Below are 12625 nucleotides of genomic sequence, written 5' to 3' on the forward strand. Positions count from 1 at the left end.
CTGCAGTTGATTTCCTTTCACTTAATGAAAAAGTAGATCCTGACAGGATTGGAATCATCGGTATCTGTGGATGGGGAGGCATGGCTGTAAATACAGCAGCTCTTGATACAAGGATCAAAGCTACAGCTGCAATGACAATGTATGATATGACAAGAGTAAACGCTAAAGGCTATTTTGACTCGGAGGACAGTGAAGAGGCGAGATATCAGCATAAGGCTGCCATGTGCGCCCAGAGACTTGAAGACCTTAAGGCTGGTGAATATAAGCTGGGCGGTGGTGTAGTTGATCCGCTTCCTGAAGATGCACCTTTCTTTGTAAAAGACTATTATGATTACTATAAGACTGACAGAGGTTATCACAAGAGAAGTCTTAATTCAAATGGTGGATGGAATGTAATCGGTTGTGAGTCATTTGTTAATCAGCCAATCCTTAAGTATAGTAATGAAATCAGAAGCGCAGTTTTACTTGTTCATGGAGAAAAAGCCCATTCATGTTATTTTTCCAAAGATGCATATGCCGATATGATTAAAGACAGTAAGTATGCTGACAATAAAGAACTGATGATAATACCTGATGCGGTACATACAGATTTATATGATGGTGGAGATAAAGATTATATTCCTTTTGACAAGCTGGAGACATTTTTTAAAGAGAATCTGAAGTAAGGAGCAATTTTGGGGTAGGTCTTTATGGTAAGGAGTGATTGCAATGAAAACTAAAATGATTTTGTTAGTATTCTGCATAACCACAATGCTTTGTATGAGCGCTTGCATAGGTAATACCGAAATATCAGTGGAAGCAGCTACAACTGATACTAGTATTGGAGATGATACTATGGTGATGAAAATCGATGATACGCAAGTCAGTGTGGATTGGGAAAACAATAAGGCAGTAGAAGCACTGAAAGAGATGGCAAAAAATGGTGATATTACTATTCAGATGTCCATGTATGGCGGGTTTGAACAGGTGGGACCAATTGGTCAGAACCTTCCGCAAGAGGACGTGAAGATGACAACGTCAGCAGGAGATATTGTTCTCTATGCTGGTAATCAAATGGTGGTGTTCTACGGCTCCAATAGCTGGGCCTACACAAAGCTTGGTCATATTTCTGACAGAGATGAAGCAGAGATGGCAGAGCTTCTTTCAAATGGTGATGTTACTATAACCATAAGTATAGATTAATATTTGCAAATGGAGTCTACACATAGTAGACTCCATTTTTTAATAGCTTCTTGTTTAAATTACTGCCCTAAATAATTATAATGTGAACAACATGTATTATAGGAGGAGGCTTTTGGTATCGCAGGAATCACAAATGTTTAAGATGATATTAAGACATTGATTGGCTAAGATACCTTAGTCAGTTTTTTCTTACTAGGTCAATAATTATTGCGTACTTGATAAGTTTTCCGTACCACATATAATAGAATTATCAGCTGACAAATGCAAAGATAATAAAGATATAAGTGAGGTATAAATATGGAATATAAGTTTACAACGGAAAACTTCGAGGCTGAAGTGTTAAATAGTGATAAGCCAGTACTTGTTGACTTCTATGCGGATTGGTGCATGCCATGCAAGATGATGGGTGCGGCGGTTAAACAGCTTGCTGATGAGTACGATGGCCAGGCTAAGGTAGGTAAAATCAATGTAGATGAACAGCCAGAGCTTGCAGGCCAATTTGGAGTTAGATCCATTCCATTCTTTGCAATTATCAAGAATGGCAGGTTAATAGATAGCGCGTTAGGTGCTATGCCTAAGGAAGCACTTGAAGATAAGTTAAAGAAAGCATTATAGAAAAAAACATTTGGAAGGATTAGGTGAGGAATGGATTTATCTACAAGCATTAATATATCGACTATAACAGTTTTTTTAGAGGGACTGCTTAGTTTCTTTTCTCCATGTGTGTTGCCATTATTGCCAGTTTATATCGGCTATCTATCAGGTGGGACAGTATCAGTGGATAAGGACGGTAATCGAATATATGACAGGAAAAAGGTCCTAGTCAATACAATATTCTTTGTGATTGGAATTAGTATGGCATTCTTAGTTCTAGGACTTGGTATGAGCGCAATAGGTAAGTTTTTTAGCGGCAACCAGATTATTTTTGCTAGAGTAGGTGGAATAATCATTGTCTTACTGGGGCTATTCCAGCTGGGCTGGCTGGGTGAAAGCAAGCTACTTAATGGAACTCATAGACTCCCCCTTAATATAGAAAAAATGACGATGTCTCCAATCACTGCTTTCGTGATGGGATTTGTAATTAGCTTTGCTTGGAGCCCTTGCGTAGGACCAGCCCTATCTTCAGTGCTTATTCTTGCATCTTCTGCTAGCTCAAGCGTAACAGGCTTTGCATTAATAGGCATTTACACATTAGGATATGTAATTCCATTTCTCCTAGTAGGATTATTTACCACAACTCTTATGGATTTCTTCGGTAAGCATAGGAATATTGTGAAATACACAGTTAAAATAGGCGGAGTTCTCCTGATTATCATGGGACTCCTCATGTTTACTGGCAAGATGAATAGCATCACAAGCTATCTATCAACAGTTAGTAATCAGGAAGTTTCCACAGAAGAGACCAATGCCGAAAAAGATACTGGGGAAGATATAGAGTCATCAGAAGATCAAGATGAGGATAATAGTGCAACTGAATCTTCAGAGGAAAACACTATGGCAGCCGTTGATTTTACACTTGTAGATCAATACGGTGAAACACATTCCTTGTTAGATTATAGAGGCAAGATTGTATTTTTAAACTTCTGGGCTACTTGGTGTCCGCCTTGTAAGGCAGAACTCCCATATATTCAGGAGCTCTACGAAGAATATCAAGCTATGGAAGACCCTGACGTTGTATTCTTGGGTGTGACATTCCCAGGAAATGGCGATGAGCAAGATATTGATGGTGTAACACAATTTTTAGAGGAAAACGGATATACCTTTCCAGTACTTATGGATACGGAAGCTTCGCTAGCATTGCCTTACTATATAACTGCATATCCTACCACTTATTTAATTGATCCTGATGGAAATGTATTAGGCTATGTGCCTGGCGGCATGACCAAGGACATTATGGAAGACGTGATAGCCCAAGCAAAAGAAGCAAGCTATACGAAACTTGACTAACACAACCAAGGTTAGTGAAAGCTGACCAAATGTGATATTATTTGTTAAGAAAGATAGTTGGATTGTGCCGGATAAGATTGATAATCCGAAATAGAAAAGATAATATTTTTGTTGAAAATTACCTTGGACAAGGAAAAGAATATTTGATAATTTAGCTTTTAGATTATAAAGCGTGTGTAGCGAAAGCGTAAGTCCAGCGTCTGGCGGCGGTCGTTACATACGCTTTTTTTATGTGGAGGTATGACATGAACAATCCTATGAAAGAAGCACCAGTTAATTCACTGATGCTAAAAATGGGAACACCAATTATTATATCTATGATGATGCAGGCCCTTTACAATATTGTGGATTCTGCATTCGTATCAAATATGGGCGCTAACGGTGAGATGGCACTTAATGCGTTAACCCTGGCATTTCCTGTGCAGGTGTTATTAATTGCACTGGGAATAGGAACCGGAGTAGGAATGAATGTTGTTGTGGCTAGAAGCCTTGGACAGCGTGATTTTGAGAAAGCATCAAAAGCGGCCGGAACAACAAAAGTTTTGGCATTCATTATTTTTGCAGTGTTTTTCCTGTTTGGTGCATTTGGCGTAAAGTTCTATATAGGAACTCAAACATCAAATTCTACTATTTCAGAAATGGCTGTAGTTTATCTTAGGATATGCTGTATGTTATCCTTGGGAAACGCATATTTTACAGTTTATGAAAAATTGTTGCAGGCACATGGACGTTCAAAGTATTCAACAATCGCCCAGCTTGCTGGCGCACTAACAAATATTGTGTTAGATCCTATTTTGATATATGGATTGCTTGGACTTCCAAGAATGGAAGTAGTAGGTGCTGCACTTGCTACAGTAATAGGACAGTTTGTATCAATGGGACTAGGATGGTATTTCCATCGTAAATACGATAATGAAATTTCAAATGATAGAAAGTATTTAAAGCTGAGCGGTTCTATGATTAAAGAAATCTATTCAATAGGTGTTCCGGCAATCATTGCGCAGGCTCTCATGTCAATAATGACATATTTATTGAATGTTATCTTTGTTCGTATTGGAGAAAATGTGGTTACTGCATATGGTCTCTACTATAAGATTCAGCAGTTCATACTTTTTGCTGCATTTGGAATGAGAGATACAATTACACCTATTGTATCTTTTGCTCATGGAATGAAGGATGAAAAAAGAATTAAAGAAGGAATGAAATGGGGAATACTTTATACATCAGTGATTATGCTGTTTGGAACATTGCTTTTAGAAGTATTTGCAAACCCATTTGCAAATATGTTTGGACTATCAGGAGAGACTGAAACGATATGTGTTGCAGCTATGCGTATTGTTTCAATTAGTTTTTTATTTTCAGGTTTTAATATTTCTTTTCAGGGAATATATCAGGCACTTAATGCTGGTCCTCAGTCACTTGTGATTTCAATTTTAAGGCAATTTGTGCTAGTTATTCCCGTTGCTTTTGTATTTTCAAATATGGTCATTTCAGGGAGCGCATCGAAGTCAATAATATGGATAACATTTATAATCGCTGAGGTTTTAACTGCAGTGGTCGGATATATTATGCTTATGAGAATCGTTAAGGCTAGTTTAAGTGTTAAAGTAATTTAACGCATAGGTTTTTGTTTTTCATCAGAAAAACAAGAACCGGACATAGACCAATATTTTCTGAAAGAAAATATTGCTTGGCGAAGCCGAGTTCTTGTGGGCTTTTTCTTTAAGTAGCCCACAAGAAGTCATAGATTTGAGACCAGCTTTTCCAGACCTTCTATATACAATTATTTTCAGACAAAAGAAGAAATCTTTTTAAGTCTACTGACCCGTTAATATATTCAAGATAGTAGTGTAAGAATTAATTATTTTTTTTATAATCAGTGCCCCATTTTTCCATGGATTTAATTATAGGGCGCATGGATTCGCCGAGTTCTGAAAGGGCATATTCAACTCTAGGTGGAACTTCTGGATAAACAGTTCTTGTTATAATACCGTCTTCTTCCATGGAACGGAGAGAATCAGTGAGAACCTTTTGGCTGATTCCATCTAAGCTGTTTTTTAATTCGTTGAATCTCCATGGACGAACTAGGAGATTTCTAATTATAAGTAATTTCCATTTACTGCCGATTAGGCTAACAGTTGTAGCTACTGGGCATTCTGGTAATTCGTCTTTTGTTTTCATAAGAGCTCCTTTCTCTTTCTATATAATCCAATAGTATCAAATGTAATGTAACATCATTTTTTAATATAAGTTCAATATAACACCATCATAAAATAAAGTCGATAAGTTACAAAAAGGTAACTATGTAATAAAAAGGTGCGTACTTTTTTATTTGTTGACGGGGGATTATATTGAAATCACAGAAAGCAATAACGCTTCTGATGATTTTTTATAACAGGAGGATTTACAAATGGCATTATCAAATCTTAATGGATGGGTTAACGGAAATTCACAGTCAACAGCTGCTGGCACAGGTTGCGGTGCTGGTGATGAGAAACCTTCAGCATGTGGATCAGCATGTGGCGCAGGTGACAAATAATTAGAGACATAAATATTTAACCTAGGCCACCGGATAATCTGGTGGCCGTTTTTTTGAAAAGAACAAGCAAATAGCTTTTTATCATAGATGAGTAATAAATGGAGGTAAGTGATGATGAAGCCATATTTTTCATTTCAGTGGCATATTACAGATGAATGCGATCAGAGATGTAAGCATTGTTATATATATTCCAGTGGGGAACATACATGTCTTGAATCCATGAGTTGGAAGCAAATGGAAGATACTTTCTATAATTGTTTAGATTTTTGCAAGGTTTATGAACGAACTCCTTACTTTTATATCACAGGCGGTGATCCAATATTACACCCGGATTTTTGGAAATTATTGGATTTGATGCATGAACATGAAATAAAGTTTACGATTTTGGGAAATCCATTTCATCTGAATGACCAGATATGCAGGGAGCTTAAATGGTACGGATGTGAAAAATATCAGCTTTCGCTTGACGGACTCCGTGAAACTCATGATTGGTTTAGAAAGCCAGGTTCTTATGATTGCACATTAGAAAAAATTGGGTGCCTTAATCGAGCAGGGATTAGAAGTGTGATTATGACTACTGTATCTAAAACCAATCGAATGGAAGTACCTGGAATAATAGATGAGGTGGTAAAAGCTGGAGCAAATGTATTTGCATTTGCGAGATATGTACCGAGTGGCGGTGATTTAGATGCGTCCATGACAGCCAAAGAATATAGAGCGCTTCTTGAAATGTGTGACAAAAAGTTTAAGGAATATCAGTCTGAGGGGTGCCAAACATACTTTAATAGAAAAGACCATCTTTGGACCCTATATAAGTATGAAACTGGAGAATTCAAGATCCCAGAAAATGTAGAGCCAGGCACGATTTATGAAGGATGCAACTGTGCTAATTGCCATATGACGATTTTACCAACTGGTGATATCTATGCATGCAGACGTGTTGCAGATAGTAAAGTTGGTAACGTTTTTACGGATAGAATCGCAGACCTTTGGGAAACATCATTTGAGGAATACCGTGATTACGAAAAATTTGAAAAATGCAGTAGATGTAAACTGAAGCCTTGGTGTAGAGGTTGTCCTGCAGTAGCAAATGGCACAAATGGTAGTTTCTATAGCGATGATCCTCAGTGCTGGGCAGATGAAAATAGTGAATTGTTTGATTCTTAATAAAGAGAGGTTTTATGGAACATATGATGAATGCAGTGGTACTGACGAAGAAAACTAGTGTTAAAGATGTGTGTGTGTCACAGGTTGAAATACCAAAGGTTGTTTCAGGATGGGTTCTTATTAAGGTGAAAGTCTTTGGAATGAATCATTCTGAACAAATGCTACGAGAATTCGAGATAGAAAGTGATTATATAAATAAGCCAGTTATTCCAGGCATAGAATGTGTGGGGGTAGTTGAAGACCCATCAGATACAGACTTGCAAAAGGGTCAAAAGGTAATTGCTATGATGGGTGGAATGGGAAGGAGTTTCGATGGAAGTTATGCAGAATATGCTCTTCTTCCAAGACATCATGTATTTACAGTAGATAGTGATTTGAGTTGGGAAAAGCTGGCTGCTATTCCTGAAACATATTTTACAGCATGGGGCTCTTTGTTTGAGTGTCTTCGATTAAAAAAAGATGATATATTACTTATTAGAGGAGCAAGCTGTGCATTAGGTTATGCTGCTTTGCAGATAGCGAAGGCAGTGGGCTGCAAAGTAGTAGTAACAACTCACAGAGAAAAATATTTTTCTTCATTAAAAGACGCTGATGAAATACTCATGGACAAAGGAATACTTACGGGAAATGTGAAGGGAATTACAAAAGCGCTAGATCTAATTGGTCCTAGAAATATTTTAGATACGCTTACAGCGGTGGAAAAAGGAGCAACAGTATGCCAGACAGGAATATTAGGTGGAGTGTATGTCTTAGATGGATTTGATCCAATTAAGGACATTCCAAACGGAGTGTATCTTACAGGGTTCTATTCCAACTTTCCTACACAAGAAATTGTGGATGATATGTTTGCATTTATCAGTGAGAACAAATTGGAACCAATTTACGGTCCAGTATATAGATTTAGGGATATTAAAGAGGCTATGTGTATGCAGGAATCTGGAAAAGCAGGCGGTAAGATAGTTGTTGTGGTGGAGGAATAATAATGGAGCATAGAAAAAATGGCTATAGAGATTCGATAGAAAGAGGCATGGCAGCTGTGAGATATTTTAGCAGTGGTGTATCTTATGGAAAAGGCAATTTCGAAGAGAATGTAAGTAAGCTTCAATGGGAGCTTGATAAGGCAGATGCAGTAATAATCGGTGCTGGTGCTGGCATGTCCACCGCAGCTGGTTTCATATACACAGGTGCTAGATTTGATAGATATTTTTCAGATTTTTCTAAGAAATATGGGTTTATCGATATGTATTCTGGTGGATTTTATCCATATCCTAAAAAGGAAATTTTTTGGGCATATTGGGCACGATATATCTATATGAATAGATATATGAATCCACCTAAGAATACCTACAATAAGCTATATAAATTAGTTAAAGACAAAGATTATTTTGTGATTACAACTAACGTGGATCACTGTTTCCAGAAGGCTGACTTTGACAAAAAGAGATTGTTTTATACACAGGGGGATTATGGTTTGTTTCAAAGCATTAACCCAGATATCAGACAGACTTTTGATAATGAAGAGTGGGTAATGAAGGCTATGGAAGCTCAGGGATTCGTAAGAAATGAAGACGGTATTTTTGAAGTTCCTGTAGACAAGAATATTAAAATGGAAATTCCAACAGAACTTATACCAAAATGTCCTGTGGATTGCAGCCCGGTTACTACAAATCTTAGAGCAGATGATAATTTTGTTGAGGATGATGGATGGCACAGGGCATCGGCAGCATACTCAGACTTTCTTAGAAGACATGAATCATTGCATGTATTATACTTAGAATTAGGTGTAGGGAGTAACACTCCTGTAATAATCAAATATCCGTTTTGGCAAATGACCTCAGCAAATCCTAAAGCAGTTTATGCTTGTCTAAATTATGGTGAAAGCTATTGCCCAAAGGATATTGAGGATCAGAGCATTTGCATAGATGGTGATATAGATGAGATTCTGAATAAGCTTAGTTAATTGGGAGGGGTTTCTTATGAATCATTCAGAACAAAGAATTTGGTTGATTCAACAATTGATGGCGGAGGATGATTATTATCGCAATTACGATATTCCTCAGGATGAAAGAGGACAAAAGGATTTTCTAAGAGCCCTTATGAATGTGAGAGAGCCAAAAGATATTAGCATTGAGTTTTTGGAAATCCAGGATGAATATTTGCAGGTTGAAAACGAAGGGACTGGAGTTGTTTCCATACATGAATTAAAGCCAGTATCATCAAATCCAAAGCTATATGTCTGGCAGGGAGATATTACCCGTCTTAAAGTAGATGCTATCGTAAATGCGGCCAATTCTCAGATGTGTGGATGTTTTCAGCCTCTTCACAACTGCATAGACAATATTATTCACTCGAAATCCGGAATACAGCTTCGTTTGAAGTGCGCAGATATAATGAGGCGCCAAGGACATGAAGAGCCTACGGGACAGGCTAAGATTACCCCAGCTTACAATTTGCCATGTGACTATGTTATTCATACTGTAGGTCCTATAGTTCAAGTAGCTTTGACCGAAAGGCATGAAGAACTCTTGGCATCTTGCTATAAATCATGTCTTAATCTAGCAGCAGAAAATAAAGTGAAGTCCATCGCATTTTGCTGCGTATCAACCGGAGTATTCATGTTCCCAAATCAAAGAGCCGCTGAGATTGCTGTAGAAACAGTCAAAACCTGGCTTGATGAGACAGGAAGTGAGATGAAGATTGTGTTTAATGTATATAAAGATATCGACCTTGATATCTATGACAAGCTTCTCAAAAAATAAATATTATTATCAAGAAAAAATAATGTTGAATTTTTAAAAATATATAGAGTAGAATAGGTCCAAACATAAGCTAGGAGAATAAATTAATGGAGAAAAATCTTACACAGGGAAGCTTACTAAAAAATATTATGATTTTCTCGGGACCATTTCTGCTTTCTTATTTTTTGCAGACATTGTATGGAATGGCTGATTTGTTTATAGTTGGTCAATATAATGGTGCAGCATCTATATCAGGAGTATCTATAGGTTCTCAAGTGATGCACATGATTACTGTCATGATTGTAGGTCTTGCTATGGGAGCTGTGGTTATGATTGCCAGGGGTGTTGGCGCTAGAGACCGAGCTAAAATATCAAAGACAATCGGAAATACAATAGTGTTATTTGTTATAGTTGCCCTGATTGTGATGGTCATTTTATTAGGATTGGTGAATCCAATAGTTTTGGTTATGAGCACACCAAAGGAAGCTATTGAGGAGACTACAGCATATCTTTTAGTTTGCTTTGCAGGTATTCCTTTTATTGTTGCTTATAACGTAATTGCAGCAATTTTTAGGGGGCTTGGAGATTCCAAAAGTCCTATGATTTTCATAGCTATTGCATGTGCTGTAAACATTGCATTGGACTATCTTCTTATTGGCGGATTGGGAATGAAGGCGGTAGGCGCAGCATGGGCAACAATTATTGCACAGGCTTTCAGCGTTTTGATTTCTATTATTGCTATTTACAAAATGAAATTGGTGACAATAGCTAAAACGGATTTACGAATTGATAAATCAGTTTTATGCAGCATTTTAAGAGTAGGAGTTCCAGTCAGTCTACAGGATGGCTTTATTCAGGTTTCATTCCTAATAATCACTATTATTGCAAATACAAGAGGAGTTGAAATATCTGCAGCGGTAGGTATTGTAGAAAAAATCATTTCGTTCCTGTTTTTGGTGCCATCATCGATGTTGTCGACTATTTCAACGATTTCGTCTCAGGCAATTGGAGCTGGAGATAAGCCTTTGGCGAGAAGGGCACTGTTCTACGGTATGACTATAGCCGTATCAATAGGTTTAGTGTTTGCGATTGCATTCCAGTTTATTGCAGAGCCAGTAATAGGAATGTTTACAGATGATATGGTGGTAGTTGCACTTGGTGTGTCATATATTAAATCATACGTATTTGACTGCACAGTTGCGTCCTTCCACTTCTGTTTTAGTGGATTCTTTGTGGCATCAAACTATTCTTATATTTCATTTATTCATAATGTGGCGTCAATTATTTTGATGAGAGTTCCTGGCGCATACTTTGCATCGATATATTACCCAGATACTCTTTTCCCAATGGGTCTTGCAGCACCACTCGGTGGAGTGATACAGCTAATCATCTGTGTGATGGCATATATGATCTTGCGAAGAAGAGAGAAAATATAATTAATAATAGCGATAGGGGTTTTATCGCTATAGACTTACTAACATATCTGCAACTAAATATTGAAGGTGTAAATAAGACAACTGTATATAGAAATTTGGATAGACTATGCGAACAGTGAACCATCTATAAATATATGAAAAATAACGACCGTGAGGGAGGCAGAAAATCTAGGTTAATACTATATGGAAATACTTCTTGTGATTGATATACAACAAAAATATATGAATAGCTACGAACCAAGCTTACTTGAGAGAGTTAACGTGCGTATTCATGAGGCTGTTGCTTCAGACATGCCTGTAGTTTATGTGCGAAATGTAGGAAAGCTTGAGAATGAGGATAAGTATGTACTGGCAGAAGGTCTTGACGTAGTATCTGAATTTGTATTTGCTAAAAGATGGCCTAGTGCTTTTTCTTCGGAAGAGTTTGTTCAGTTCATAGAACGACTTAATGTAGATACTATCAATATGGTTGGTGTTGACGGTAGATGTTGTGTAGCTCGAAGTGCCATGGATGCTAAGAAAAAAGGTTATGAAGTAAGGCTGTATTTAGATTCTGTGGCTGCTACCAATGATAATTTCTTTTTAAAAGAGCTTCCTGAAATGCAGAAAGCAGGGATAGAAATAGTATCTGATTAAATAATCAATTTACAGGGGATAGATAATGCAAAACGCGGAGTTTGAAAAGAGTCGTAGGTTTTATGAGAATCAAGTGGCTCCTATGATACATGAGAAGTTTCCTAAATATGAATCAAAAATAGCAGTAGGCTTAGTGGGAGAGGGTTCAGATTGTTTTGGTTATGATGATTACATGTCTCGTGATCATGATTTTGGCACTGGTGTATGCTTATGGCTTACTGACGAAGACTTTGATGAAATAGGATGTCTTTTATCCATAGCATACAATGAGCTCGCTATGCAGTATGGTGGTGAAAACCTTACTGAACGACTTCAAGAGCGAAGAGGAGTTATGACTACAAGGTCATTTTACTCAAACATTCTTTATATTGATTGCAATACTAAGGACTGTATGCTTACGGAAAATGATTGGCTTAATCTAGAGCATAGCTGTCTTGCTACAGCAACAAATGGAGAGGTTTTTAGAGATGACTTAGGAGAGTTTACGAGATTTAGGAATCTTCTTTTAAGCTACTATCCAGATAGTATATGGAGAAGAAGAATAGTAAATGAGCTCCATCAATTTTCGGCATCCCTTCAAGTAAACTATGCTAGATGTATGACTAGAAATGATATAGTGGCAGCGGAGCTTTGTAGAGTAAAAGGTCTTGAGTCTGCTATGGAGCTTTACTTTTTGCTTAATAGAAAGTTTGCGCCATATTATAAATGGACTTACAGAGCCTTATCTGAACTAGATAATGACGGTGAGTATGCAATGCTTGTTAAAAAGCTTGCCTCTACTGTAAGCGATGATGCGGCTTGGAGATTTAATACGTATAATCCTAGAAGCATCAATATGAAAGATAAAGTAATTGCTACTGCTGAAGAAATAGCAAAAGCTTTAGTGGAGCTTCTTAAGAAAAACGAGTTGATAGGTGGTAGTGATTCCTACTTGGAAATATACATCGATGAAATATTAAAGATATAAAGAACAGGGAAGA

Annotated in this window: 14 protein-coding genes; 13 read left to right on the forward strand and 1 reads right to left on the reverse strand. The window is 37.3% G+C overall.

Annotated elements, in window-relative coordinates; translation table 11 throughout:
- The 5 genes from E7276_RS12325 to E7276_RS12345 all read left to right on the forward strand — a co-directional run.
- Positions 1-665, forward strand: a 665-nt coding sequence (locus tag E7276_RS12325; RefSeq protein ID WP_294218109.1) for an alpha/beta hydrolase, incomplete at its 5' end; no start/stop codon positions are given.
- A gap of 43 nt (positions 666-708) precedes the next feature.
- The gene (locus E7276_RS12330) at positions 709-1182 is read left to right on the forward strand and encodes a cyclophilin-like fold protein (protein ID WP_294218112.1); all 474 of its coding nucleotides are present in this window, start codon (positions 709-711) and stop codon (positions 1180-1182) included.
- A gap of 297 nt (positions 1183-1479) precedes the next feature.
- The gene (gene trxA, locus E7276_RS12335) at positions 1480-1797 is read left to right on the forward strand and encodes a thioredoxin (protein WP_294218114.1); all 318 of its coding nucleotides are present in this window, start codon (positions 1480-1482) and stop codon (positions 1795-1797) included.
- A gap of 30 nt (positions 1798-1827) precedes the next feature.
- On the forward strand, positions 1828-3129 hold the full coding sequence (locus E7276_RS12340) for a cytochrome c biogenesis protein/redoxin (RefSeq protein ID WP_294218117.1): 1302 nt from the start codon (positions 1828-1830) through the stop codon (positions 3127-3129).
- Positions 3130-3374: 245 nt separating this feature from the next.
- The gene (locus E7276_RS12345) at positions 3375-4745 is read left to right on the forward strand and encodes an MATE family efflux transporter (protein ID WP_294218120.1); all 1371 of its coding nucleotides are present in this window, start codon (positions 3375-3377) and stop codon (positions 4743-4745) included.
- A 241-nt stretch (positions 4746-4986) separates the two neighbouring features.
- Here E7276_RS12345 and E7276_RS12355 read toward each other — a convergent pair whose 3' ends face one another.
- A complete protein-coding gene (locus E7276_RS12355) occupies positions 4987-5310 on the reverse strand; it encodes a winged helix-turn-helix transcriptional regulator (protein ID WP_294218123.1) in 324 nt (107 codons plus the stop codon).
- A 229-nt stretch (positions 5311-5539) separates the two neighbouring features.
- Between E7276_RS12355 and acgA the strand changes: the two genes are divergently transcribed.
- The 8 genes from acgA (at position 5540) to E7276_RS12395 (ending at position 12612) form a co-directional block, all read left to right on the forward strand.
- Positions 5540-5668 (forward strand): ACGX-repeat peptide, encoded by a 129-nt coding sequence (gene acgA / locus E7276_RS12360; RefSeq protein WP_294218126.1) that lies wholly within the window; start codon positions 5540-5542, stop codon positions 5666-5668.
- 111 nt (positions 5669-5779) lie between these two features.
- Positions 5780-6835 carry a radical SAM/SPASM domain protein, ACGX system gene (gene acgM / locus E7276_RS12365; protein ID WP_330599005.1) on the forward strand — a complete coding sequence of 352 codons (1056 nt, stop codon included), beginning with the start codon at positions 5780-5782 and terminating at the stop codon, positions 6833-6835.
- A gap of 14 nt (positions 6836-6849) precedes the next feature.
- Positions 6850-7815 (forward strand): alcohol dehydrogenase catalytic domain-containing protein, encoded by a 966-nt coding sequence (locus E7276_RS12370; protein WP_294218127.1) that lies wholly within the window; start codon positions 6850-6852, stop codon positions 7813-7815.
- Between the two features lie 2 nt (positions 7816-7817).
- A complete protein-coding gene (locus tag E7276_RS12375; protein WP_294218129.1) occupies positions 7818-8795 on the forward strand; it encodes an SIR2 family NAD-dependent protein deacylase in 978 nt (325 codons plus the stop codon).
- A 16-nt stretch (positions 8796-8811) separates the two neighbouring features.
- Positions 8812-9594, forward strand: coding sequence for a protein-ADP-ribose hydrolase (locus tag E7276_RS12380; protein ID WP_294218131.1), 783 nt, complete (start codon positions 8812-8814; stop codon positions 9592-9594).
- Positions 9595-9680: 86 nt separating this feature from the next.
- Positions 9681-11009, forward strand: coding sequence for an MATE family efflux transporter (locus tag E7276_RS12385; RefSeq protein WP_294218133.1), 1329 nt, complete (start codon positions 9681-9683; stop codon positions 11007-11009).
- Positions 11010-11192: 183 nt separating this feature from the next.
- Positions 11193-11645 carry a cysteine hydrolase family protein gene (locus E7276_RS12390; RefSeq protein ID WP_294218136.1) on the forward strand — a complete coding sequence of 151 codons (453 nt, stop codon included), beginning with the start codon at positions 11193-11195 and terminating at the stop codon, positions 11643-11645.
- A 25-nt stretch (positions 11646-11670) separates the two neighbouring features.
- The gene (locus E7276_RS12395; protein ID WP_294218138.1) at positions 11671-12612 is read left to right on the forward strand and encodes a DUF4037 domain-containing protein; all 942 of its coding nucleotides are present in this window, start codon (positions 11671-11673) and stop codon (positions 12610-12612) included.
- The last annotated feature ends 13 nt before the right edge of the window (positions 12613-12625 follow it).

It is taken from the genome of Pseudobutyrivibrio sp. (assembly GCF_015057185.1).
In the GTDB taxonomy this organism is placed as follows: domain Bacteria; phylum Bacillota; class Clostridia; order Lachnospirales; family Lachnospiraceae; genus Pseudobutyrivibrio.

What these genes read in the sequence shown, in the direction of transcription:
- E7276_RS12330 (WP_294218112.1), top strand. Translation starts at nt 709, where the DNA reads ATGAAAACTAAAATGATTTTGTTAGTATTCTGCATAACCACAATGCTT.
- trxA (WP_294218114.1), top strand. Translation starts at nt 1,480, where the DNA reads ATGGAATATAAGTTTACAACGGAAAACTTCGAGGCTGAAGTGTTAAAT.
- E7276_RS12340 (WP_294218117.1), top strand. Translation starts at nt 1,828, where the DNA reads ATGGATTTATCTACAAGCATTAATATATCGACTATAACAGTTTTTTTA.
- E7276_RS12345 (WP_294218120.1), top strand. Translation starts at nt 3,375, where the DNA reads ATGAACAATCCTATGAAAGAAGCACCAGTTAATTCACTGATGCTAAAA.
- E7276_RS12355 (WP_294218123.1), bottom strand. Translation starts at nt 5,310, where the DNA reads ATGAAAACAAAAGACGAATTACCAGAATGCCCAGTAGCTACAACTGTT.
- acgA (WP_294218126.1), top strand. Translation starts at nt 5,540, where the DNA reads ATGGCATTATCAAATCTTAATGGATGGGTTAACGGAAATTCACAGTCA.
- acgM (WP_330599005.1), top strand. Translation starts at nt 5,780, where the DNA reads ATGATGAAGCCATATTTTTCATTTCAGTGGCATATTACAGATGAATGC.
- E7276_RS12370 (WP_294218127.1), top strand. Translation starts at nt 6,850, where the DNA reads ATGGAACATATGATGAATGCAGTGGTACTGACGAAGAAAACTAGTGTT.
- E7276_RS12375 (WP_294218129.1), top strand. Translation starts at nt 7,818, where the DNA reads ATGGAGCATAGAAAAAATGGCTATAGAGATTCGATAGAAAGAGGCATG.
- E7276_RS12380 (WP_294218131.1), top strand. Translation starts at nt 8,812, where the DNA reads ATGAATCATTCAGAACAAAGAATTTGGTTGATTCAACAATTGATGGCG.
- E7276_RS12385 (WP_294218133.1), top strand. Translation starts at nt 9,681, where the DNA reads ATGGAGAAAAATCTTACACAGGGAAGCTTACTAAAAAATATTATGATT.
- E7276_RS12390 (WP_294218136.1), top strand. Translation starts at nt 11,193, where the DNA reads ATGGAAATACTTCTTGTGATTGATATACAACAAAAATATATGAATAGC.
- E7276_RS12395 (WP_294218138.1), top strand. Translation starts at nt 11,671, where the DNA reads ATGCAAAACGCGGAGTTTGAAAAGAGTCGTAGGTTTTATGAGAATCAA.